We start from the raw sequence: 23,390 nt of genomic DNA on the forward strand, positions 1-23,390 counted from the left end.
AGTTGGTGGGCGTGCTCCGACGCACTGACGAGAGAGAGTCACGTGTTCGAGAAAGTCCTGGTGGCCAACCGTGGTGAGATCGCGATCCGAGCTTTCCGCGCTGCCTATGAGCTCGGTGCGCGTACGGTCGCGATCTTTCCGTATGAGGATCGGAATTCTGTTCATCGGTTGAAGGCCGATGAGTCGTATCAGATCGGGAATCCTGGTCATCCGGTGCGGGCGTATCTGTCGGTGGACGAGGTGATCGCTGCGGCGGAGCGGTGTGGTGCGGATGCGATCTATCCGGGGTACGGGTTCTTGTCGGAGAATCAGGGTTTGGCCCAGGCGTGTGCGGATGCGGGGATCACGTTCGTGGGTCCGTCGGCGGAGGTGTTGGAGCTGACGGGTAACAAGGCGACGGCGGTGGCCGCGGCGAAGGCGGCGGGGTTGCCGGTGTTGGCGTCGTCGGAGCCCTCGGCCGATGTGGACGCGTTGGTGCAGTTCGCGGAGTCGATGCAGTTCCCGGTGTTCGTCAAGGCGGTGGCCGGTGGTGGTGGCCGCGGTATGCGTCGGGTGGAGAAGCTCGCCGATCTGGCCGATGCGATCGCGGCGGCCTCGCGCGAGGCGGAGGCGGCGTTCGGTGATCCGACGGTGTTCCTGGAGCAGGCGGTGGTCAATCCGCGCCATATCGAGGTGCAGATCCTGGCCGATACCCACGGCAATGTGATCCATCTGTTCGAGCGTGATTGTTCGGTGCAGCGGCGTCATCAGAAGGTGATCGAGTTGGCGCCGGCGCCGAACCTGTCGGCGGAGTTGCGGGAGCAGATCTGTGCGGATGCGGTCGCGTTCGCCCGTCATATCGGATACACGTGCGCCGGGACGGTCGAGTTCCTGCTGGACGAGCAGGGCAGGCATGTGTTCATCGAGATGAATCCGCGGATTCAGGTCGAGCACACGGTGACCGAGGAGATCACCGATGTGGACTTGGTGGGGTCGCAGTTGCGGATCGCCTCGGGTGAGTCGTTGGAGGATCTGGGTCTGTCGCAGGACACACTGGTGATCCGCGGGGCGGCGATGCAGTGCCGGATCACCACCGAGGACCCGGCGAACGATTTCCGTCCGGATGTCGGTCGGATCACCGCGTATCGCAGTCCGGGCGGTGCCGGTGTGCGCTTGGATGGTGGTGCGGTGTTGGGTGCCGAGGTCAGCGGGCATTTCGACTCGATGTTGGTGAAGTTGACGTGCCGTGGTCGGGATTTCGCGACGGCGGTGCGTCGTGCTCGGCGTGCGGTGGCCGAGTTCCGTATTCGTGGTGTGGCCACGAACATCGGGTTCCTGCAGGCGGTGCTCGACGACACCGATTTCCGTGAGGGGCGGGTGACGACGTCGTTCATCGAGGATCGGCCGTGGTTGCTGACCTCGCGGTCCTCGGCCGATCGCGGTACGAAGATCCTGTCGTATCTGGCCGATGTCACGGTGAACAAGCCGCACGGTGAACGCCCGACGAAGGTGTATCCGCGGGACAAGCTGCCCACGCTGGATCGTGCGCGTCTGGCGTCGCCGCCGGACGGGTCGCGTCAGCGGTTGCTGGCCTTGGGTCCCGACGGTTTCGCCGCGGATCTGCGTGACTCGACGCGGTTGGGGGTCACCGACACCACGTTCCGTGATGCGCATCAGTCGTTGCTGGCCACCCGGGTGCGGACCAGCGGTCTGTTGATGGTCGCACCGTATGTGGCGGCGATGACCCCGCAGCTGCTGTCGCTGGAGTGTTGGGGTGGGGCGACCTACGACGTGGCGTTGCGGTTTTTGAAGGAGGATCCGTGGGATCGGCTGGCGCAGCTGCGTGAGGCGGTGCCCAACATCTGTCTGCAGATGCTGCTGCGTGGTGCCAACACCGTCGGCTACACCCCGTACCCGACGAAGGTGACCACGGCGTTCGTCGCCGAGGCCACCGCCACGGGTATCGACATCTTCCGGATCTTCGACGCGCTGAACAACATCGAGGCGATGCGTCCGGCGATCGACGCGGTCCGCGAGACCGGCACCGCGGTCGCCGAGGTGGCGATGTCCTACACCGGTGACCTGGCGAATCCGGCCGAGGATCTCTACACGCTGGATTATTACCTGCGTCTGGCCGAGCAGATCGTCTCCGCGGGTGCGCATGTGTTGGCGATCAAGGACATGGCCGGGCTGTTGCGGGCGCCGGCGGCGACCACGCTGGTCTCGGCGTTGCGTCGCGAGTTCGATCTGCCGGTGCATGTGCACACCCATGACACTCCGGGCGGTCAGTTGGCCACCTATCTGGCGGCGTGGCAGGCCGGCGCGTCGGCGGTCGACGGGGCCAGTGCCGCGTTGGCCGGTACCACCAGTCAGCCGGCGTTGTCGGCGATCGTGGCCGCCGCGGCCCATTCCGACCGCGACACCGGTCTCGACCTGGCCGCGGTGTGCGATCTGGAACCGTACTGGGAGGCGTTGCGCAAGGTGTATGCCCCGTTCGAGTCGGGGCTGCCGGCCCCGACCGGGCGTGTCTACACCCATGAGATCCCCGGCGGGCAGCTGTCGAATCTGCGTCAGCAGGCCATCGCGCTCGGCCTGGGCAACCGGTTCGAGGCGGTCGAGGAGGCCTACGCCTCCGCCGATCGCATGCTGGGCCGACTGATCAAGGTGACCCCGTCGTCGAAGGTCGTCGGCGACCTGGCGTTGGCGTTGGTCGGACGCGGGATCACCGCCGACGAGTTCGCCGCCAACCCGCAAAGCTATGACATCCCGGACTCGGTGATCGGGTTCCTGCGCGGCGAACTTGGCGATCCGGCCGGCGGATGGCCCGAACCGCTGCGCAGTCTGGCCCTGGAAGGGCGTGCGCAGGCCCCGGCAACCGAGGAACTGTCTGCCGAGGACTCGGCGGCGCTGGACACCGGCGGGCAGAAACGGCAGCACACGCTCAACCGGTTGCTGTTTCCCGGCCCCACCACCGAGTTCGACGACCACCAGGAGACCTACGGCGACACCTCGCGGCTGTCGGCGAACCAGTTCTTCTACGGGCTGCGTTACGGCGAGGAACACCGCGTCGAACTCGAACCCGGCGTCGAATTGCTGATCGGGCTCGAAGCGATCAGCGAACCCGACGAAAAGGGCATGCGCACCGTCATGTGCATCCTCAACGGACAACTGCGTCCGGTGCAGGTGCGGGACCGTTCGGTCGATGCCGAGGTCGCCGCCGCGGAGAAAGCCGACCGAGCCAACCCACACCACATCGGGGCCCCGTTCGCCGGGGTGGTGTCACTGTCGGTCGACGTCGGCGACGAGATCGCCGCCGGCGCCGCCATCGGCACCATCGAGGCCATGAAGATGGAAGCTACCATCACCGCACCCGTCGGCGGCAAGGTCGCCCGCGTCGCCATCGGCTCGGTCACCCAGGTCGCCCCCGGCGACCTCCTCATCGAAATCGGCTGACGGACTCGATGACCTGGTCTGCGAGGGGGAGCGTCGTGGCGACCAGCGCGGCATTGGGTTCGTCGACGGTGTCGACCCACGCTCGTGCGGCCGACGGCGATCTCCCGGCCGCGACGTGACGCCGCACGAGGCGGTCGAGACGGACCGCCGTCGGTGCGTCGACGTAGTAGAGCTTCGTCATCAGTTCGCGGACCGGCGCCCACACGCCGTCCAGCGCCAGGTAGTTGCCCTCGGTGACGATCAGCGAGGCCGACGCCGGCAGGATGAGTGAGGCGCTGATCGGCTCTCCGGTGCTGTGATCGAAATCCGGTGCATAGACGTCGGCATCCGCGTGGATTGCTCGCCTCAGCAGCGCCACGTACCCGTCTACGTCGAAGGTGTCCGGCGCGCCCTTGCGGTCGAGCCGATCCAGTTGTGTCAGAACCGTGTTCGACAGATGGAAACCGTCCATCGGGAGACTGCCGACGAAGTCCGGGCCGCGAGTGGCGCAATAGCGGTCGACAATCGCGCGCGCCGCCGTCGACTTGCCCGCGCCAGGTGGTCCGATCACGCCGACGATGATGCGCTCGCCGTCGGCGCGGGCGAGCGCATCATCGATGTCCGTCAGGATGGTTGCCAGGACTCCCACGCCGTCACGATAGACGTGTTCTCAGTTCGCCGGACCGAAGTAGCTGACGTCCTCGTTGCCGATCAGATCGGCACGGTCCAGCCATTGAGGTCGTACTGGGTCGACGGCGGTGATGCCGTTGGAGCCTCGGACGTACTTGTCCAGGTAGGGCCGGACGTCGGGACTCTTGACATCGGCTGCGCTCGACGGGAGATAGATGAGCCCGGATGCGACGTCCTGCTCGATGATCTCCTTGATGCGCGGGTAGCCCTGCATCATGAATATCCGGGTCCAGAACAGATTGCGCCAGCCAATGACCTCGCCGACTCTCGTCTGGACCCGCGGAAGCCGCCCGACCCGGTCGCGTCGAGCGCCTTCATCAGCAGCCCGGCGATGAAGTCGAGTTTCACCGCCAGACGCGTGCATCCCTGAAAGGTGAAGCGCGGCAGGAACCCTGACTGGGGAAGAACGCGTTGATGCGTCGCGCTCCCTGACGAGATCGCCGGCGCTCGTCGGTGCCGTGAAGAACGGCATCGTCACGCCGCCGTTGCCGGTGTCGGTGGGGAGGTCACCGTATCCTTGTGCGGCTCTTCGTGCATCGAGTCGTACAGGCGTGCGGTCGTCCGCACCGGGTTGCGGAAGGCCGGGTGGTCGGTACGACGCAGATGGAACGGAGTGAAGGTGGTCGTCGCGTCGAACCAGCCCGAGTGCGGGTCGTCGGCGGACAGCGGCCACAGTGCGTTGACGCTGGGTTGGCCGAGATCGTGAAAAGTGCTGCGGTAGTACAGCAGCGGCGGTTTGCCCGACGACGTCGCGTCGATGATCCCGCCGACGTGCACCTGCCCCGGCCGCGCATCGTCACCCGAGTCCTCGATGCGCTGCGTGCCGACCCGGCGCGAGTACGTCGGTCGCACCCTGCGCGAGTGCCGGACCGACATCCGACTTGCGGTCGTGCACGACGGCCTCCGGCTCGGGCAGGTGCAGTCGGTGACCGATGCGGCACTGAAACGGGGTTTCACCCATTCGGGCCGATTCGCCGCCGCGTTCCGGCAGAAGTACGGGATGTCGCCGTCACAGGTCCGCCGCGACCTGTGACGGCGACACCTGGTCAGGCGATAGAGGCGCGGACGGCCTTCGCCGCGGCGACCATGTTGGTGAGCGACTCGATCACCTCGTCGGTCCCGCGTGTTTTGAGTCCGCAGTCGGGATTCACCCAGAGTCGTTGCATGTCAACGGCATCCAGGGCCGCCGACAGCGACTTCTCGACCTCCGCGGCATCCGGTACGCGCGGGGAGTGGATGTCGTAGACGCCCGGTCCGACGCCGTTGGCGAAGCCCACCGCGTTCAGGTCATCGAGGACCTCCATGTGCGACCGTGCCGCCTCGATCGAGGTGACATCGGCGTCGAGGGCGGCGATCGCGCCGATCACCTCGCCGAACTCCGAATAGCACAGGTGGGTGTGCACCTGGGTGCTGTCGGAGACGCCCGATGTCGCGAGCCGGAAGGCACGGACCGCCCACTCGAGATAGGCCGGTTTGGCGGCGTCGCGCAGGGGGAGCAGCTCGCGCAGCGCGGGCTCGTCCACCTGGATGATGCCCACACCGGCCTTCTCGAGGTCGACGGTCTCGTCCCGGATGGCGAGTGCTATCTGGAAGGCAGACTCCGACACCGGCTGATCGTTGCGGACGAACGACCACGCGAGGATCGTGACCGGACCGGTGAGCATCCCCTTGACCGGTTTCGCGGTCAGCGACTGGGCGTAGGTGATCCAGTCGACGGTCATCGCGGCCGGCCGGGACACGTCGCCGAAGAGGATCGGCGGGCGCACGCAGCGGGTGCCATAGGACTGCACCCAGCCGTGGGCGGTCGCGAAGAACCCGTCGAGCTGCTCGGCGAAATACTGCACCATGTCGTTGCGCTCCGGCTCACCGTGCACCAGCACGTCGAGGCCGATCTTCTCCTGCAGCGCGATGACCGTCGAGATCTCGTCGCGCATCCGCCGCTCGTACTCGGCGCGATCGATGGCCTTCGACCGCAGTGCCGCACGGGCCTTTCTGATGGTGGTCGTCTGCGGGTAGGAGCCGATCGTCGTGGTGGGCAACGGTGGCAGCCCCAGTCGTACGGCCTGCGCAGAGCTGCGTGCCGAGGCGTCCCCTCGGGTCACGTCGGCATCGGTGATCGCCGCGAGGCGCGTGCGAACGGCGTTGTCCCGCAGGCGCGGATCCGTCTCCCGAGTGGCCAGCGCGGCGCGGCTCGCTTCGAAGGCGTCGGCCTCGCTCTCGCGCCCGTGGCGCACCGCGCGCGACAGGGCGGCGACCTCGACGAACTTGTCGGACGCGAAGGCGAGCCAGCCGCGCAGGTTGTCGTCGAGTGCCGTCTCCGGCGCGAGGCTGTAGGGGACGTGCAGGGTGGAGCACGATGTCGAGACGGCGAGGTCGCCGACCGAGCCCAGGAGCGTGCCGAGGGTACCGAGTGCGCGGTCGAGGTCGGTGCGCCAGACGTTGCGACCGTCGACGACGCCCGCGACCACCAGTTTCGACGACAGTTCCGGTGCTGCGGCGACCGACTCGACACGACCTTCGATCAGATCGACGGCGACACCTTCGATCCCGGTACGGGCCAGCGCCCCCAGTGCGGGTCCCGCGTCGCCGAAGTACGTCGCGACCAGGATCGCGGGACGCCGCGACACGCCGCTGAGGCGCGAATACACGGAGTGAGCCAGCTCGGGCAGCCCGTCCGCGACGTCGGTGACCAGAGCGGGCTCGTCGAACTGCACCCACTCGACACCGGCGTCGACGAGTCTGTCGAGCAGGTCGGTGTACAGCGGGATGAGGTCATCGATCCTCGTGATCGGCACAGGGGCGTCGCCGACCGCCTTGGCCAGTGCGAGGAAGGTGATCGGTCCGATGACGACGGGGCGAGCGGTGACGCCGGCGCCGTGGGCCTGCGCGATCTCGGACAGCACCTTGTCGGGTCGGAGGGTGAATGTCGTGTCCGCCGAGATCTCGGGGACGAGGTAGTGATAGTTCGTGTCGAACCACTTGGTCATCTCGAGCGGGGTCACATCGGCGTTGCCCCGCGCGGCGGCGAAGTAGCGATCGAACGGATCGCTGATCCCGGACACCCTCGGCGGCAGTGCGTCGAGCATGACCGCGGTGTCGAGCATCTGGTCGTAGAAGGAGAACGTGTTGACCGGGATCGAGTCGATCCCGGCGGTGACGAGCTCCTCCCACGACCGTCGGCGCAGGTCTGCGGCCGTGCTGTCGAGATCGGCTGCGCTGACCCGACCGGCCCAGTACCCCTCGATCGCTCGCTTGAGTTCGCGGTGGGGGCCGATCCGGGCGGTGCCCAAGACGGTGGTGGTGAACCGGCGGACAGCCGCCGGGGATGTCGGTGACGACATGGTGTGCACTCCTGCAGACGTGACGGAGGGATCACCGCCCTGCAGGGTGCGTCGAGTCAGCCCCTCGGTGCCTGCGGGCACCGCGAAACGGCCACATCGACCTGCGCCCATTCCACGAGGCGGTGAGCCACCGGACGCGGCGCGTCCGGTACACCTGGCAGGTCTTCGGGCTCGTCGGCACTCATCGGCAGCTGATGCTGCTCGACACTCCTACTGGCCGTCGCTTCCCGGACCGTTCGGTCCAGTGCTGATGACGGCGGTCGTTCCGACATACCGCTGCGGGACAGCTCCGGATTCACACCGGATTCCCTCTCGTCCGACGCCACCCTCGGGGAGGACATCCGGACTCGACGTCGCGCACTGCCGTAGGGGCTCCATGTGGCAGGGCGACGAACCAACTGCGGTGGCCACGTTACCGCAGGCCGCCGGAGATCAGCTCCCGCGGTAGGTGGAGTACGAGTACGGACTCAGCAGGACGGGGACGTGGTAGTGGCGATCGGGGTCGTCGACCTCGAAACAGATGTCGATCTCCGGATAGAACCCGGCGATGTCGTTGGCGCTGAACCAATTGCCGGTGTCGAAGACGAGGTGGTGGATACCGGGGACCAGCGCCTCGACGTTCACCTGGGCGATCCGGCCGTCGGTGTCGGTCACGCCGGACGCGAGTTCGGTTCCGCTCGCGTCCTGCAGGGACACCTCGACACCGGTTGCCGGCGAACCGGTCACGGCGTCGAGGACGTGGGTGGACAGTCCGGTCACATCGTCGCCTCCTCCTCGAGGTAGATGCTCGCCGGTGTCAGCATACGGATCAGTCTGCTGCGGTTGATCTTCGCCAACTCCATCCGCATCACGCGACGCTCGGTCTCCGGGTCGTTGTGCATCCGCTGCCTGAGGATGTCGAGCAGCTCGTGCGCGGGGCGCCCGTTCGCGAACACGAGGTACACGTGACCGAATTTCTCCTCGTACGCGGCGTTGAGTTCTTTGAGCTCGGCGAGCACGGTTTCCTCGGCACCCGCCACCCCCGACTGCTCGCGCTCCGACGACGGGTTGTCCGGCCGGTCACCGATGCGCGGATGACCGGACAGTGCCTCGTCGAGGTCGGCATCGGTGAGTTCGGCGAGGATCAGGTCGGCGTACTCGAGCAGTCCCTCGTCGTCCGAGAACGGGCGGGCCTTGGCGACCCGCAACGCCCAGATGCTGGAGCTGCAGCACTCGAAGAGTTGGTGGATCGCCTGGCGCTCGGACAGCGCGTTGAAGCTCGGCAGTCCTCGCCAATCGACACGACGCATGCCCCCAGCCTAGGAGAGTTCGGGCTGCCGGCTGAACCGGGCCGACGTGAACGGGTTGGCGTCGGCCACGAGGTCGTCGAACCGGTAGTTGGCGATCTTGGCGATCTCGATGAGCGCGAACGACTTCTCACTCGTCTCCGAGTTGTCCATCCGGGCCCAGCCGCTCCGCAGCACGCGGTCGTAGCGTTCGGTCTCGCGGGCGCAGATCACCAGCGGGAACCCGAAATGATCGCGGTAGGCCGACGCCAGGTTGACCACGTTCTCGTGTTCGGTCTCCTCGAGGTGCGACAACCCCTTGTGGTCGACGGCGACCAGCTCGCCGGTGTCCTCGTCCTCGGCGCCGAGATCGGGGAAGGCGCGGATCAGGTCGAGTTGCTCGGTGTCGCTGCCGGTCAGCATGGCCTCCTGGAAGGCGCTGCGCAGATCGTGGACGTCCTCGAACGGTTTCTGATCCCAGGCGCGGTCGAGGACCCAGTCGACGTTCTGGACGACGCCGCCGAAGGTCTCGCGGAACTGCTCCTTGGTCATGGTGTTGACCTCGTCGAGCGTGATGTCGCCACCGCCGGCGACCGCGGGGCCCTTGGCGCCGATGTGGAAGAACAAGAGGTTCAACAGGATCGCGGTGATCGCGCCCATGGTGATGCCGGTGGAGAACGGGATCTGCAGGATCAGGTTCGGCATCGCCTGGTCCACGCCGGGCAGGGCCGGGACGTCGACCTGCTCGCCGGACTTCTCGATGACCGTCGTCGGCGCCGAGGACTGCGAGAACTGGACGTAGAGCGCGACGGCGAGGGAGGTCGCGGCGATGATGAGGTTGCGATGGTCGGTGAAGTCCACCGAGGTCAGCGTCTGGATGCCGACGATGGCGACGGTCGCGAACATGATCAGCGCGGCACCACCGAGCACCGGCGCGGGAATCGACTCGACGACCTTGGCGAGCTTGGGCAGGACGCCGAGGATGATCATGATGACTCCGGCGCAGGCGACCACCCAGCGGCTCTTCACCCCGGTCAGACGCACCAGGCCGACGTTCTCCGAGAACGCGGTGTACGGGAACGAGTTGAACGAACCGCCGATGACAGTGGCCAGACCGTCGGCGCGGACCGTCGCGGCCACGTCCTCCTTCTTGATTCGCTTGCCGACGATCTCGCCGGTCGCGAAGACGGAGCCGGTCGACTCGACGGCCACCACGAGCAGCACGACGATCAGCGAGACTATCGCGACGATGTCGAAGCGCGGCCACCCGAACGCGAACGGCGGGGTGAAGCCGAGCCAGCTCGCCTCGCCGACGGAGGAGAAGGAGGCGTCGCCGAACAGCCAGGCGACGAAGGTCCCGACCACGAGCCCGAGGAGGACGGCGATGGTGGCCATGAATCCGCGGAAGAAGCGCTGCATCAATACGATCAGCAGGATGGTGCCGAGAACGTAGAGCACCCACCGCCAGTTCGCCGAGTCGTGCATGTGTGTGGCGGGGTCGCTGACGGCGTCGCCGGCACCGACCGGGATGAGACAGACACCGATGATCGTGATGAGGGTGCCCGTCACCACGGGCGGGAGGAATCGGATGAGCTTGGCGAAGAACGGAGCGATCAGGAAGGTGAAGACGCCGGCGGCGATCACCGCGCCGTACACGGTCTGCAGGCCGACCCGCCCGCCACCATGGTTGTTGGCGATCTGGATGACGGGGGCGAGTGTGGCGAATGTGATCCCCTGCAGGAGCGGTAGCCGCACACCGATCTTCCACACACCGACGGCCTGCAGCAGCGACGCGATGCCGCAGGTGAAGAGGTCGGCGGTGATGAGCATCGTCAGGGCCTCGGAATCGAGGTCGATGGCACGTGCGATGAGCAGCGGCACCAACACGGCACCCGCGTAGAACGCGACGACGTGCTGGGCGCCGAGTGCGACGAGTTTGCCGGCGGGCGGAACCTCGTCGACCGGGTGGACGCGCTTGCGGCGCGCCGGTGCTGGGGCGCCCCCCTCGGCAATGTGCTTGTCAGCCATGTCCCTCTCACCTTCTCGATCTCGGCCATCGGACCCATGGCAGCGCTGCGCCCCCGGTGGCAGCTAAATAGTGGACCTCGCAACGCATTCCCGCTCGGCGGCGGATCGTATATTGCGTCTAGGTAAAAGGGACGGAACGGACGGGCCGAGCGGTGACGAGGAGGTGTTCATGACGGATGGGCAGGACAGGGCGAGCGTGTCGGCGCATCGGGGCCCGCCGGTGCTCGGAGTCGTCCTCGCGGCGGGCGCGGGGAGTCGATACGGCGAGCCCAAAATCGGTGCGCACCAGGGGCAATGGCTGAACAGGGCGGTGCACGCGCTCGCCATCGGCGGATGCGGCGAGGTGCTCGTCGCGATGGGTGCCCGGATCGTCGAACCGCCGGTCGGATCGTCTGCGCTGGAGGTGCCGAGATGGGCCGACGGGCTCGGTGAGACGGTGCGGGTGGCGATCGCCGAGGGCCGCCGCAGACCCGGGCTGCGGGCGATGGTTTTACATGTTGTTGACACGCCCGACGTCGGTCCGGAGGTGGTGGCGCGGGTCATCGCGGCGGCCGGGCCGTCGACGGCTGCGCTAGCTCGCGCCGTGTACGAGGGGCGTCCCGGACATCCGGTCTGTGTGGGCGCCGACCATCTGGGCGCGCTGTCCGCCACCCTGACCGGGGACGTCGGGGCAGGCCCGTACCTCGCCGCACGTCACGTCGAGGTGGTCACCGTCGAATGCGGTGATCTGGCAACGGGTGTCGACATCGATCGGCCCTGATCGTCGACGGGGGGATCCGCGGGGGAGGGCGGTGGGGCGAGGAGGCCCATCACCGAGTCGAGGATGCGCTCGGGGTCCACGAGTCCACGCGTGTGCCCGACGATGCGGGGCTGGGCGGCAGGCAGAAAGGTGGCGGCGATGAGGATCTGGGCCACCGCCTGCGGATCGATCGATCCTGCGACCACCCCGCTCTCCTGCGCGGACGAGATGTAGCCCGTCAGGGCGTCGATGCCCCGCTGGGGCCCGTAGTCGTTCTCCAGCATGACCGCGAACGTCTCGTTCCGGAGGGTCACGTCGGCCTGGGCGGCGAGCATAACGTCGAGTCCCGACTCGAGGAACTCGGCGACCCCGTCGACGAAGTGACGTAAGCCGTCGCGCAGCTCGTCGACGGTGGAGGGGGGACCCGGCGGGACGGCGCGGAATTGCCACAGCGGCCGCAGCGCCTCGTCGAACACGGCTTTGATCAGGCCCTTGCGGTCGCCGAAATGATAGAAGATGCTTCCCTCGGAAATGCCCACCCGCGAGGCGATCTCGCGGGTCGTCAGCCCGGCGATACCGCGCTCGGTCATGACGCCGAGCGTTGCCACGACGATCTCGTCGCGACCGATCTTGGGGGGTCGTCCACGGCGTACCACACGGGTCACTCTACCCGCACGACGATAGTTCTTGAGCAATCACTCAAGATGTGCCATATTTATTGAGTCCACACTCAATAAGGAGGTCTCACGTGGCTCGGAAGTGGTTGACCCTGACCGCCGTCTGCACCGGCGTCTTCATGCTCCTGCTCGACGTGACGATCGTGAACGTGGCGCTACCCGACATCCAGGCCGACCTCGGGTCGTCGTTGTCGGGTCTGCAATGGGTGATCGACGCCTATGCGCTGACCCTGGCCGCGTTGCTGCTCACGTCGGGCACGATCGCCGACATCATCGGCCGGCGCCGGGTGTTCGCGTCCGGCATCGTCGTCTTCACGCTCGGTTCGCTGGCCTGTGGGCTGGCGCCGACCATCGAGACCCTGGTCGCCGCCCGCGCGCTCCAGGGCGTCGGTGGCGCCATCATGTTCGCGACGTCCCTGGCGTTGCTGGCCCAGGCGTTCGCGCCGAAGGAACGCGGAGTTGCCTTCGGCGTCTTCGGCGCGGTCACGGGTGTCTCGGTTGCCGTCGGACCCGTGCTCGGCGGCATCCTCACCAGTGGGCTGTCGTGGCACTGGATCTTTTTCGTCAACATCCCCGTGGGCATCGGGGCGCTGGTCATCACGGCCATCGGAGTCGACGAGTCCAAGGCGCCGGGCGCGCAGCGGATCGACTGGCTGGGCTGCCTGACCTTCAGTGCCGCACTGGCTTTCCTGGTGTTCGGCCTCATCCGTAGTCATGCCGACGGGTGGGGGTCGGTCATGGTGGCCGGTTCCCTGGTCCTGGCCGCGGTGCTCCTCGTCGCCTTCGTCGTCGTGGAACGGACCGTCGGGTATCCGATGATCGATGCCGCGCTGCTCCGCGTCCCGACATTCAACGGCGGGCTCATCGCGGCGTGGGCGATCTCGGCATCGATGTTCTCTGTGCTCACCTACCTGGTGATCTATCTGCAGACGATCATGGGCTACAGCGCGCTCGAGGCCGGTCTACGGTTCCTGCCGTTCTCGGGCGTCGTCTTCGTCGCGGCCGGGGTGGCAGGGCGGCTGTCCGACCTCGTGCCCGTCCGATGGCTGATCGGCCCCGGTTTCGTCCTGGTCGCGCTCGGACTGTGGCTGATGCGCGGCACCGATCCAACCGGCAGCTGGACGCAACTCGTGCCGGGCTTCATCGTCGCGGGGATCGGCACCGGGCTCATCAATCCGCCGCTGGCGTCCACAGCCGTCGGGGTCGTCGAACCGGCGCGTGCGGGGATGGCATCCGGGATCAACTCCACATTCCGCCAGATCGGCATCGCCACCGGCGTCGCACTTCTCGGCAGTCTGCTCGCGTCCCGATTCGCCGATCAGGTCGGCTCGGCACTGCAGGGCGGGCCGCTCGCCTCTCGCGCCGACGAGATCGGGAGGGCCGTCGCCGACGGCGAGATCGCCCGTGTCGCTGCGACCGTGCCCGCACCACTGCGCCCAGAGCTGTTCGCCGACGCAGGACGGGGTTACGCGAACGCGCTCGACCTGATCCTGGGGATTGCGGCGCTGGTCGCGATCGTCGCGGCGGTGGTGACGTTCCTCTTGATCCGCAGCCGGGACTTCCATGATGAACGCGGGAGCGGTGTGGACGAGAGCAGCGCAGCGGGAGGGACTCAGGAGAGCGCGTCGTCGAGGATCGGGGAGACCTCGAGTCCCAGTGCGCCCGTGGCGAATCGCGCCACGACGGGAACGGATTCGGAGAGTGCGTCGGCGTAGCCGCTGCGTGCGCGGCCGAACATGCGGCCGTCGGCGGCGACCCCGATCAGCGCGATGAGTTCGCCGGTCGTCGGAACGCACACCGCCCAGACGAACGTCGTCTCGTCGGCCCAGTCGCGGGCCGACGAGACGACGTGGTCGTGCGGATCGGGGACACCCAGGTCGGCGAGAGCGGGGACGTCGGACACCCGGTCGTCGGCGCGCAGTGCGCGCAGGTACCACGACCCGGCGTTGATCTCGACGGGATCCACGTCGCCGGCGGGTCCTACTTCAGCTCGAGCAGGAGGGTGCCCTGCGTGACGGCGGCACCCGCCTCGACGGCGAGTCCGGTGACGACACCGTCCTTGTGCGCGGTGACCGGGTTCTCCATCTTCATCGCCTCGAGCACGACGACGAGTTCGCCGGCGGAAACTTCCTGGCCCTCCTCGACGGCGACCTTCACCACGGTGCCCTGCATGGGGGCCTGCACGGCGTCCCCGGACACGGCGGCGTTGCCGCCCTTCTTGCGCGAGCGGGCCTTCGGCTTCTTGCGGACGACGCCATTGGCGCTGCCGCCACCGCCGCCGAGCGACAGATCACCGGGCAGCGAGACCTCGACGCGACGGCCGCCGACCTCGACGACGACGTTCTGACGCGGCAGCGACTCGTCCTCCTCGATCGGCTCGCCACCGGTGTAGGGCTCGATCGGGTTGTCCCAGTCGGTCTCGATCCACTTGGTGTAGATATCGAACTTCTCGTCGCCGTTCTCGTCGGTGTGACCGTGGAACGCGGGGTTCGCGACGATGTGGCGATGGAACGGGATGACCGTGGCCAGGCCCTCGACATGGAACTCGGCGAGAGCACGTGCCGACCGCTCGAGTGCCTGCTCACGGTTCTCGCCGGTGACGATCAACTTGGCGAGCATCGAGTCGAACTGGCCGCCGATGACGTCGCCCTCGACGACACCGGAGTCGACGCGCACACCCGGTCCGGTGGGCTCGCGGTAGACGGTGACGGGTCCGGGCGCGGGCAGGAAGTTGCGCCCGGCGTCCTCACCGTTGATCCGGAACTCGAACGAGTGGCCGCGCGGGGTCGGGTCCTCCGAGATCTCCAGCTTCTCGCCGTTGGCGATGCGGAACTGCTGGCGGACGAGGTCGATGCCCGCGGTCTCCTCGGTGACCGGGTGCTCGACCTGCAGGCGGGTGTTGACCTCGAGGAAGGACACCAGGCCGTCGCTGCCCACGAGGAACTCGACAGTCCCCGCGCCGTAGTAGCCGGCCTCTCGGCAGATCGCCTTGGCGGACTCGTGGATCTTGGTGCGCTGCTCCTCGGTGAGGAACGGTGCGGGTGCCTCCTCGACGAGCTTCTGGAAACGACGCTGCAGCGAGCAGTCGCGGGTGCCCGCGACGATCACGTTGCCGTGCTGGTCGGCGATGACCTGGGCCTCGACGTGGCGGGCCTTGTCCAGGTAGCGCTCGACGAAACATTCGCCGCGACCGAACGCGGCGACGGCCTCACGGGTGGCCGACTCGAACAGGTGGGGGATCTCCTCGATGGTGTAGGCCACCTTCATGCCGCGACCACCGCCCCCGAAGGCGGCCTTGATCGCGACCGGCACACCGTGCTCTTCGGCGAACGCGACGACCTCGTCGGCGTCCTTCACCGGATCCTTGGTGCCCGGCGCCATCGGGGCGTTGGCTTTCAGGGCGATGTGACGAGCGGTGACCTTGTCGCCGAGATCGCGGATCGACTGCGGCGACGGTCCGATCCAGATCAGCCCGGCGTCGATCACGGCCTGGGCGAAGTCGCCGTTCTCGGACAGGAATCCGTATCCGGGGTGGATCGCGTCGGCCCCGGACTTCCTCGCGGCATCGAGGATCTTGTCGAACACCAGATAGGACTCTGCGGAGGTCTGACCACCGAGCGCGAACGCCTCGTCGGCGAGCTTGACGAACAAGGCGTCGGCATCGGGCTCGGCATAGACGGCGACACTGGCCAGGCCCGCGTCACGAGCGGCCCGGATGACACGCACCGCGATCTCGCCGCGGTTGGCGATGAGGACCTTGGAAATACTGTTCGCAGAGGGACTTGGCACTTGTTCTCCTGGGCGTCGTGACGCTCGGCCGAGCGTCACTGGCTGGTGTGTTGCGGACATCACTCGTCTGGGTTGTCCACCCGGGCTGTCGAGGGGTTCGGCAACCCGGGTGACGCACGACACTCGAGTCTAAGCATCACGCGTTCAGGGCAATACCCTAGCCCACCGAGCAATCGTTCGGTGAGGGCCTCCGAGTTACTCGTGGGTACCGAATGTGGTGGTGTCGCCGACGGCTCGTACGAACTGCGTCAAATCGCGCAGGTAGGCCTGCACCGGGCCGATCCGCGTGTCGTCGGCGGGTGCGGTCGCCGGATCGAGAGTGGGATTGTTCACTCCGTCGGGTTCGCCTCCGGGGGCGAGTCCGGCGGCGGTTCCCTCCGGTGGGAAACGGCTGGACACACGCAGTCCACCCGGTGTCCGGTTCATCCAGATGTAGACCTCGTGCGGCGCATAACTGTGGCTGCGCAGCACCCTTGCTCGGCCCGCGTCGGCCTCGGCCGCCCCCGGCGCATAGCGGGTGTCGATGAAGGAGATGACGAACAGTGGTTCGCCGCCGTGGCCGATGAGTTCGGCGACCCGCAGGAAGGGGAGGGCCGCACCCTGTCGTGATCGTTTCAGCTCGGCGGTCGCGCGGGCGATCGCCTGATCGAAGGTCGGCGAGTCGGAGACGTCGATACAGAAGGGTGCGACGGCGACGAACCAGCCGAGCGCGGTCAGCCAGCGGGCGTCGTCGCGGGTGTGCCGGGGCAGGACACACCGGAACTCTGCGTCGCCGGTGCGCTGATGGTGTACGAGCGCGAACGCGGCGAGCAGGCCGGCGGTCAGGGTGCCGCCCGCCTGTGAACAGACCGCGGTGAAGCGGTTGGCGGCATCGTCGTCGAGGATCAGGCCGTACAGCGACTGTTGCGCGACCGCCGACTCGTCGCTCGGATCAGGCCCCGGCGCATCGAGGTCGACGCCGTCGGCCTCGGCGCCGCGGCGGTCGACACCGAGCGCGGGCATGCCGCCGCGGCCGGCCCGCAGGAATGACGCCCAGGTGCCGACCGCCGGATGGTCGGCGCCCGTCTGGTCGGCGAGGCGACGCTCCTGCGCGCCGAAGTCGACGTAGCTACCGACCTCGGGCAGCTTCGCTTCGGTATGGGTCCGCGCCGCGCGGTAGAGGGTCACCAGTTCGTGCTGGGCCATGATCAGCGAGTACCCGTCCACGAGGGAGTGGTCGGCGGCGAACAGCAGGGTGAACGATTCCTCCCGGCCGACGGTCGCGAACATGTAGGCCGGCCAGTGCAACGGTGCCGTGGCGCGATCGAAGGCGCCGGCGATCTGCTCGATCAGGGGACCGCTCTGGGTGTACCAGCCGATCCGACCCATCTTCAGCTTGACTGTCCCGGGGTCTGTGCTGAGGCGTTGCAGACCGTCGCCCTTGATGACGACGTGACTGCGCAGGACCTCGTGTCGGTCGATCCAGTGCATCAGGGTTGCGCGGATGGCGGGGATCGACAGCGGTTCGTCGAACTCGATCGACACGCCCAGCCACGACTCGCGTCCGCCTTCGCGCCGGGTGCGCAGCCGGTATTCGAAGGCCGATCTCAGGTGTTGTTCGTGGTTGTGTGACGTCAGCCGGGAGTCGTGATCCCACGCCCCGAGCCCGCCCGGCACATACGGCGTCCACTCGACGAGTCCGCCGGGTTCGATCGGCTCGTCACGGATCTGGATGAACTTCATGCCCCGGGGGAACTCGCCCCGCCGGTCTGCGCGCGCACCTGACCCTTGATCCGGCCGAGCATGCCCGCCATGCCCCGCAACCGCAGCGGGCTCACCGCGGAATCGAGCCCGAGGTCGTGATAGAAGTCGCCCGGGATCGCGAGGATCTCCTCGGCCGTGGCGCCGTCGAGCCCCTGATGCAGGATCGAGGCGAACCCGCGTGTCGTCGGGGCCTCTTGCGGCGCACTGAAATACAGCCGGACCGAAGCGGCGTCGTCCGCGTCCACGGAGAGGAAGACCGGTGACTGGCACTCCGGTACCGGTTCCATCGCGTCCTCGCGGAGATGTTCCGGCAGCTCTGGCAGTTCCCGGGAGAATTCCAGCAGGAGGGTCACCTTGTCGGAATCGCCGAGGGCGCCGAAGTCGTCGACGATCTCGGAGAGTGCGGAGGGCAGGCTCATGGCGTGGTGGGAGCTGAACCGGGCTCGGGGCCGATGGCGATGGGCACGCGGACCGCGTTGCCCCATTCCGTCCACGAGCCGTCGTAGTTGCGTACGTGGTCGAACCCGAGCAGGTGGGTCAGCACGAACCATGTGTGACTCGACCGCTCACCGATGCGGCAGTAGGCGATCGTCGGCGTCGACGGATCGAGGTCGGCGTAGATCTCGTCGAGCTCGGCCTTCTTGCGGAACCGCCCGTCGGGCGCCGCCGACTTGGCCCACGGGATGGAGACGGCGGTGGGGATGTGACCCCCGCGCAGGGCCCCCTCCTCGGGGTAGTCGGGCATGTGTGTGCGTTCGCCCGTGTACTCCTGCGGCGAGCGGACATCGACGAGTGGCTCGGTGCCCAGCGACGCGAGGACCTCCGGCGCGAATGCGCGGATCGCGGCGTCGTCGCGTTCGACGACGGGGTACTCCGACCGCGGATACTCGGGGACGTCGAACGAGGTCTCGCGGTCCTCGGACATCCAGGCGTCACGGCCGCCGTCCAGCAGCCGGACGTCCTCGTGGCCGAAGAGGGTGAAGACCCAGAGGGCATAGGCCGCCCACCAGTTGCTCTTGTCGCCGTAGATGACGATGGTGTCGTCGCGTTCGATGCCCTTGCTGCGCATCAGTTCGGCGAACTGCTCGCCGTCGATGTAGTCACGGGTGACCGGATCGTTGAGGTGCAGATGCCAGTCCACCTTCTGAGCCGTGGGAATGTGGCCGATGTCGAAGAGGAGGACGTCCTCGTCGGACTCGATGATCTTGAGCCCGGGGGCACCGAGATGGGCCGACAGCCACTGGGTCGTGACCAGTCGCTCCGGGTGGGCGTAGTCGGCGAACGCCGGATTCGGATCGGTCTCAACGCTCAACTGCGGTCCCCTTCGTGGCTGGTCGTCGGGTCCGCGACCGGGCTGTCGTGCGGACCTGCCGACGTGGTGGTACTCCGCACAAGAGCCTACCCGTCGAGGGTGGGCTTGCTCAGCCGGCGCGGTGGTGTCGTCGCCCGAGGCCGTCGAGCGCCAGGCGATCGGCCAGCGCGCCGAAGACACCGGCCATCGTCGAGTCCGCGGTCACGGTGCGTGGATAACGAGCCCGCAGATGGATGCCGTCGGCATCGCGCCAGAACCAGAACTGGGCGGCATCGGTGTGTCGCGAACTCGAGATCTGGCGGCTCGGTACGGAGTTTGGCACCGGCAACTTCCGATAGTCGACGTAGGACACCATGAACACGTCGTTGCGATGGGAACGCAGGAGGTCGGCGTAGGCCATGTACACCGGTGTGAGGCCGATCCGCGCGAGTGGCAGTGCGTCGCCGAGCCGGTCGGTGTTGGTCCGCAGGGTGGGACCGCCGTCGTCGCCCGCGTCGATCATGATCGGGGCGTTGCCCACCAGCCACCCGACGGCGCTGCGGTCGCGCGGGTTGAACCGGGTGTGCACGGGCAGGATCGTCGCGAGCTCGTCGGGGCCGCCCGAGTCGCGCACCGCGCCGGCGACGGCGGTGAGCAACGCTGGGTAGGTGCGCGCACTCCTCGATCGGACGAAGGCGTCGAAACGTTCGGCATCCGGCGCCGACATCAGCGTGCGGATCTCGGTGTGCACCTCGGTCGCCTCGCCCGGGCCGAGACCGAGGTCGAGCGGGAACTCCGGCACGGTCCACCTGTTGGCCGCGAGGAACTCGCCCCAGGCGCGCAGGCGGGGATCGTCGGGATCCACGGCCGGGGTCGACTCCTCCGCGGCGCGGATGTCGAGGAAGCTGACCGGGGTGGCGACCGACGGGTCGGCGTCACCACCGGCGAGATCGGAAGCGATGACCGCGAGGGAGAACGCGTCGACGTAGCAATGATCGAACGCGCAGATCACCGTCGTCGACGAGGGGCGCCGCACGGCGGCCAGGTAGTGACGGAGCGGCGCCGTGGGGGAGCATGTCGCGGAGATCCCGTCGAGGATGACGGCGGTGAGCGTCGCGGAGTCGTGTGAGCCGGACGCCACATCACGAACCTGCTGCACCGCAACGTGTCCCGGAGCGAGACGATGGCGGCTGTGGTCGTCGTCGGTGGACACGAAGTGACAGCGCAGCACCTCGTGGCGGTCGAGGAGCGACCGGATGCGTCGGGTCAGGTGCTCGAGATGGACCGTATGGTCGAACTCGAGGGTGAGGGCGAGCCACCCCGCGGTTCCGCTGCGGCGCATGGCGTCGAGGTGGAACTTCTCGTTCTCCGAGGGCGGGACCGCCACCGGTGCGGCGTCGGCCGTCGCGGTGAGTTCCCAACGGATGATCTCACCGGGTTCGATGGCGACGGTGTCGACGCCGCAGAGCTTCACGGGGACACCACCTGCGAAGAAGCGCTCACGGGGGAGTCGGTGTCCGAGGCGAACGTGGCGAGCCGTCTCCTGATGGCATCCACGTATCGATCGAAAGCATCACTCGCTGTGGGGTTGTCGGGGATGTGTGACGTCACGGTGAGCTCGTCGTGATAGCGGGTGAACCACATGTTGGCGTTGCGTGTGCGGCCGATGGCCTGGAATGCGGTGACGTTCTGCAGAACGGGGTCGTCGGCGCCCGGGACCCGACGGAAGTCGATGTAGGACACCATCTGTGGCGAACCGGGATCGGGGATGTAGCTGCCGTCGGCGGCGAGCAGGCCGAGGGCGACGTGCACCGGCAGGGTCGCGAGGTCGCGCGCCCGGACCACGGCCCGGCCGGCGATGTGGGTGAGGTCGGAGAACGCGATTCCCTCGTTCACATCGAAAGCGATCGGGACGAAGTTGCACAACCATCCCTGGGTGAACGCGTGTTCCGGTGTCCGAGTGGAGAGCACGGTCGCGGTGAAGTAATGCTCGCGGCTCAGCAACTCGTACTGCGCTGCCGCGAGCGCCGCATAGAGCACGCCGGCGAACGATGTGTCACCGCGCCGCACGTCGCACGCGTCGAGCTCGCTCGCGGACAGCAGTTGCTGCGTGACCGGCACGGCGGGCGCGAGCTCGTCGTCGGCGAGCCCGAGGTCGAAGGGGAAGCGCGGGACCCGGCCGCCGTGGACGGCGAGGATCTCTCGCCACGCGGCGATGCGCGGGTCGGCGGGGTCGGTGGACGCGGCGATCGCCTTCTCCTCGGCGATGTAGTCGGTGTACCTACCGGCGGGCTCGGTAGGTGGGATCTGCCCGTCCCGGATGGCGCGGTAGAGCTGCGCGATCTCGAGATGTCCGGAGAACTGCGAGAATCCGTCGGTGTGGGAGTGATCCGACCCGGTGTAGAAGGTGAACCGGTCACCGCCGTCGATCGCTCCGTAGGCCAGTCCGGGCATCGCATCGAAGACGGCCTCGGACGAGATGCGATCGACGATGTACCCGATCGCGTCGCCGGCCTCCACCGGGGTCTCGTCCGCCTCGGTCACGTACTCGATGCTCTCGGCGGGCGCGACACGGCGGAACGGTCCGGACTCGTCTACGTCGTAGATCGCCCGTAGCTCGTCGTGCCGTCGGGAGAACCGGGTCAATGCCGCGGCCATCGCCTCCCGGTCGAGTGGGCCGTCGACGACGGTGACGCTGTTCGCGGTGCCGGTGTGCGGTTCGCCCTGTGCCCGTTTGGCCTTCGCCGCGACGACGTGATCGATCTGTAGAAAACTCAGACCGTCCGGAGTGCGCTCGGCCGCCGCGAGCGCACCGGCGGGGTCGGCCACCCGCCACGCGACGGGTGTGCCGCCGACGAGCGTCGTCCGGAGCAGCGGGGTTCGGCTCATCGGCCCTACGACGCGTTCGTCGTGTGGGCTGCGGCGTGGCTGTATTCGAGATCGCCCTCGGCGATGACCGTCGTGAGGATGCGGTGGAACGTCGAGATGAAGCGATGCACCTCGTCGGCCCGCGCGCCGGTCGGGAAGCGGGAGGAGATGTTGGTGCCGGCGGGGACCCGGTTGATCCAGAAATAGACCTCGTCGGCGTTGCGCGTCGAGCTGCGCAGCACGCGCGCCTGTCGCTGGTCCCATTCGGCCGCACCCTCGGCGTGGCGGAGATCAATGTAGGAGACCACGAATCCGGGTGGGGTGGTGTCGCCGCCGATCAGATCGGCGATCGGTGCGAAGGGTGCCGCGCCCACCTTCTTGTACTCGGCCGAACTGGCGGCGATCGACGCCAGAGCCTCGGTGAACGTCGCCGCGCCCCGGGGGCGAAGGTGCACCGGGATGATCCCGACGAACCATCCGGCCGCCTCGCCCCAGCGCAGTTCGCTGCGGGTGTGGATCGGATTGAGGAAGCGCAGGTCACCCGAGCCGCTGAGGGCGGCCGCTGTCATGGACAGGGCGGTGTAGATGCCGGCCTGCATGTTGGCGCCCGCGTCCTTGCACAGCGCATTGAACGCCGCGGTCTGTTGCGCGTCGAGCAACCACGACGACAGCGTCGCCTGGAATCCGGCGTCCGGGGTGCGCTCGGCGACGATGGACGGTGTCTCGGCCTCGCGGGCGGAGATCGCCGTCGGGAAGGTCGGCATCGGTGCCGGCTGCGGCGACTCGGGGTCGGCGGCGGCGAAGAACCGGCTCCAGCCCGCCACCGCGTCGTCGGTCTCGCGGATCTGATCTCCCAGGGCCCTCTCGGCGTCGGAGAAGTCGACGTAGCTGCCGAAGTCGACCAGGCCGTCCGGGTCGCCGGTCACCACCGAGTCGTAGATCGCGGTCAGTTCCTTGATCGCGAACACCTGGGTGTAGGCGTCCATCACCGTGTGGTCGGCGGCGAACACCAGCAGGAAGGCGTCGTCACGGTCGGCGAGCTCGACGGTGACCGCGATGCAGTGCGGCCAGGTCAGTGGGCTGACGGTGGTGTTGAAGTACTCGTTCATCCGCTCGAACACCTCGGTGCTGGTGAGGTGATCGCCCATCGGCCGACGCTCGACCGAGATCGCGTCGGCCGGCAGCGTGATGCGAGTCAGGCCGCGGACGTCGTCGACGGACACCGACGTGCGGAAGGCCTCGTGACGGGCGTACCAGCGAGTCATCGTCGCGGTCATCGCGTCCTCGTCGAGCGGACGCTCGATGAGGAACGCGGTACCGATCCACTGGCTGTACCAGGAGTCGCCTTCGGCATGGGCGCGCAGCGCGTGCTCGCTGTGCATATAGGAGAGCCGACGAGGATCCTCGGCCCACGCCTCCTGGGTGGCCTGGGGAATCCACCCGGTCATGGTGCCGCCGGGGAGGGGATAGTCCGCGAGCTCCGTGTACTCCATCAAAACTCCTTCGTCGTTGAAGCCTTCTCCGCCCGGTGTGCCTCGGCCCCGAGGT

Annotated in this window: 18 protein-coding genes, 2 pseudogenes and 1 riboswitch; of the genes and pseudogenes, 4 read left to right on the forward strand and 16 right to left on the reverse strand. The window is 67.8% G+C overall.

Features of this window, described 5'->3' with window-relative positions:
* Window positions 1–42 precede the first annotated feature (42 nt).
* A complete protein-coding gene (locus tag QSJ19_RS10215) occupies window positions 43–3,432 on the forward strand; it encodes a pyruvate carboxylase (RefSeq protein ID WP_286320138.1) in 3,390 nt (1,129 codons plus the stop codon).
* On the opposite strand, the gene QSJ19_RS10220 is transcribed toward QSJ19_RS10215, so the two are convergent.
* The 3 genes and pseudogenes from QSJ19_RS10220 to QSJ19_RS10230 all read right to left on the reverse strand — a co-directional run.
* Window positions 3,416–4,060 carry a nucleoside/nucleotide kinase family protein gene (locus QSJ19_RS10220; protein WP_353507137.1) on the reverse strand — a complete coding sequence of 215 codons (645 nt, stop codon included), beginning with the start codon at window positions 4,058–4,060 and terminating at the stop codon, window positions 3,416–3,418. The two genes, QSJ19_RS10215 and QSJ19_RS10220, sit on opposite strands and share 17 nt — an antisense overlap.
* Window positions 4,061–4,150: 90 nt before the next feature.
* Window positions 4,151–4,503 (reverse strand): annotated as a pseudogene (locus QSJ19_RS26960) (4-hydroxyphenylacetate 3-hydroxylase C-terminal domain-containing protein); the annotation flags it as partial.
* A 195-nt stretch (window positions 4,504–4,698) separates the two neighbouring features.
* Window positions 4,699–4,908, reverse strand: a pseudogene (locus tag QSJ19_RS10230) (flavin reductase family protein); the annotation flags it as partial.
* Between the two features lie 82 nt (window positions 4,909–4,990).
* Between QSJ19_RS10230 and QSJ19_RS10235 the strand changes: the two are divergent.
* The gene (locus tag QSJ19_RS10235) at window positions 4,991–5,134 is read left to right on the forward strand and encodes a helix-turn-helix domain-containing protein (protein ID WP_286320140.1); all 144 of its coding nucleotides are present in this window, start codon (window positions 4,991–4,993) and stop codon (window positions 5,132–5,134) included.
* A gap of 13 nt (window positions 5,135–5,147) precedes the next feature.
* On the opposite strand, the gene metE is transcribed toward QSJ19_RS10235, so the two are convergent.
* The 4 genes from metE to uraD (QSJ19_RS10255) form a co-directional block, all read right to left on the reverse strand.
* On the reverse strand, window positions 5,148–7,442 hold the full coding sequence (metE, locus tag QSJ19_RS10240; RefSeq protein WP_286320141.1) for a 5-methyltetrahydropteroyltriglutamate--homocysteine S-methyltransferase: 2,295 nt from the start codon (window positions 7,440–7,442) through the stop codon (window positions 5,148–5,150).
* Window positions 7,443–7,581: 139 nt separating this feature from the next.
* A riboswitch (cobalamin riboswitch) is annotated at window positions 7,582–7,808 on the reverse strand.
* Window positions 7,809–7,874: 66 nt separating this feature from the next.
* Window positions 7,875–8,201: a hydroxyisourate hydrolase gene (gene uraH / locus QSJ19_RS10245; RefSeq protein WP_286320142.1), complete on the reverse strand. Its 327-nt coding sequence runs from the start codon at window positions 8,199–8,201 to the stop codon at window positions 7,875–7,877.
* Window positions 8,198–8,731 carry a 2-oxo-4-hydroxy-4-carboxy-5-ureidoimidazoline decarboxylase gene (gene uraD / locus QSJ19_RS10250; RefSeq protein ID WP_286320144.1) on the reverse strand — a complete coding sequence of 178 codons (534 nt, stop codon included), beginning with the start codon at window positions 8,729–8,731 and terminating at the stop codon, window positions 8,198–8,200. The genes uraH and uraD (QSJ19_RS10250) overlap by 4 nt, the downstream gene beginning before the upstream one ends.
* A gap of 9 nt (window positions 8,732–8,740) precedes the next feature.
* A complete protein-coding gene (gene uraD, locus QSJ19_RS10255) occupies window positions 8,741–10,735 on the reverse strand; it encodes a 2-oxo-4-hydroxy-4-carboxy-5-ureidoimidazoline decarboxylase (RefSeq protein WP_286320146.1) in 1,995 nt (664 codons plus the stop codon).
* Window positions 10,736–10,904: 169 nt separating this feature from the next.
* On the opposite strand from uraD (QSJ19_RS10255), the gene QSJ19_RS10260 reads away from it, so the two are divergent.
* On the forward strand, window positions 10,905–11,495 hold the full coding sequence (locus QSJ19_RS10260; RefSeq protein ID WP_286320148.1) for a nucleotidyltransferase family protein: 591 nt from the start codon (window positions 10,905–10,907) through the stop codon (window positions 11,493–11,495).
* On the opposite strand, the gene QSJ19_RS10265 is transcribed toward QSJ19_RS10260, so the two are convergent.
* Window positions 11,429–12,082 carry a TetR/AcrR family transcriptional regulator gene (locus QSJ19_RS10265; RefSeq protein ID WP_286320149.1) on the reverse strand — a complete coding sequence of 218 codons (654 nt, stop codon included), beginning with the start codon at window positions 12,080–12,082 and terminating at the stop codon, window positions 11,429–11,431. The two genes, QSJ19_RS10260 and QSJ19_RS10265, sit on opposite strands and share 67 nt — an antisense overlap.
* 140 nt (window positions 12,083–12,222) lie before the next feature.
* Here QSJ19_RS10265 and QSJ19_RS10270 point away from each other — a divergent pair, with 140 nt between their 5' ends.
* Complete coding sequence (locus QSJ19_RS10270; protein ID WP_286320150.1) at window positions 12,223–13,866, forward strand: MFS transporter; 1,644 nt, start codon at window positions 12,223–12,225, stop codon at window positions 13,864–13,866.
* Here the strand turns inward: QSJ19_RS10270 and QSJ19_RS10275 are convergent.
* The 8 genes from QSJ19_RS10275 to QSJ19_RS10310 all read right to left on the reverse strand — a co-directional run bounded on the left by QSJ19_RS10275 (window position 13,764) and on the right by QSJ19_RS10310 (window position 23,335).
* Window positions 13,764–14,117 (reverse strand): GNAT family N-acetyltransferase, encoded by a 354-nt coding sequence (locus QSJ19_RS10275; protein WP_286320151.1) that lies wholly within the window; start codon window positions 14,115–14,117, stop codon window positions 13,764–13,766. The two genes, QSJ19_RS10270 and QSJ19_RS10275, sit on opposite strands and share 103 nt — an antisense overlap.
* Before the next feature lie 14 nt (window positions 14,118–14,131).
* Window positions 14,132–15,940: an acetyl/propionyl/methylcrotonyl-CoA carboxylase subunit alpha gene (locus QSJ19_RS10280; protein ID WP_286320152.1), complete on the reverse strand. Its 1,809-nt coding sequence runs from the start codon at window positions 15,938–15,940 to the stop codon at window positions 14,132–14,134.
* Window positions 15,941–16,135: 195 nt separating this feature from the next.
* On the reverse strand, window positions 16,136–17,662 hold the full coding sequence (locus tag QSJ19_RS10285; RefSeq protein WP_286320153.1) for a condensation domain-containing protein: 1,527 nt from the start codon (window positions 17,660–17,662) through the stop codon (window positions 16,136–16,138).
* Complete coding sequence (locus tag QSJ19_RS10290) at window positions 17,659–18,102, reverse strand: SufE family protein (protein ID WP_286320155.1); 444 nt, start codon at window positions 18,100–18,102, stop codon at window positions 17,659–17,661. Before QSJ19_RS10290 ends, QSJ19_RS10285 begins: the two co-directional genes overlap by 4 nt.
* Window positions 18,099–18,995 carry a sulfurtransferase gene (locus tag QSJ19_RS10295; protein WP_286320158.1) on the reverse strand — a complete coding sequence of 299 codons (897 nt, stop codon included), beginning with the start codon at window positions 18,993–18,995 and terminating at the stop codon, window positions 18,099–18,101. The genes QSJ19_RS10290 and QSJ19_RS10295 overlap by 4 nt, the downstream gene beginning before the upstream one ends.
* 109 nt (window positions 18,996–19,104) lie before the next feature.
* Window positions 19,105–20,448, reverse strand: coding sequence for a condensation domain-containing protein (locus tag QSJ19_RS10300; RefSeq protein ID WP_286320159.1), 1,344 nt, complete (start codon window positions 20,446–20,448; stop codon window positions 19,105–19,107).
* On the reverse strand, window positions 20,445–21,863 hold the full coding sequence (locus QSJ19_RS10305) for a condensation domain-containing protein (RefSeq protein WP_286320160.1): 1,419 nt from the start codon (window positions 21,861–21,863) through the stop codon (window positions 20,445–20,447). The genes QSJ19_RS10300 and QSJ19_RS10305 overlap by 4 nt, the downstream gene beginning before the upstream one ends.
* Window positions 21,864–21,868: 5 nt before the next feature.
* On the reverse strand, window positions 21,869–23,335 hold the full coding sequence (locus QSJ19_RS10310; RefSeq protein ID WP_286320161.1) for a condensation domain-containing protein: 1,467 nt from the start codon (window positions 23,333–23,335) through the stop codon (window positions 21,869–21,871).
* Window positions 23,336–23,390 lie beyond the last annotated feature (55 nt).

Origin of the sequence: Gordonia sp. ABSL11-1, assembly GCF_030315685.1 — a bacterium.
In the GTDB taxonomy this organism is placed as follows: Bacteria; Actinomycetota; Actinomycetes; order Mycobacteriales; family Mycobacteriaceae; genus Gordonia.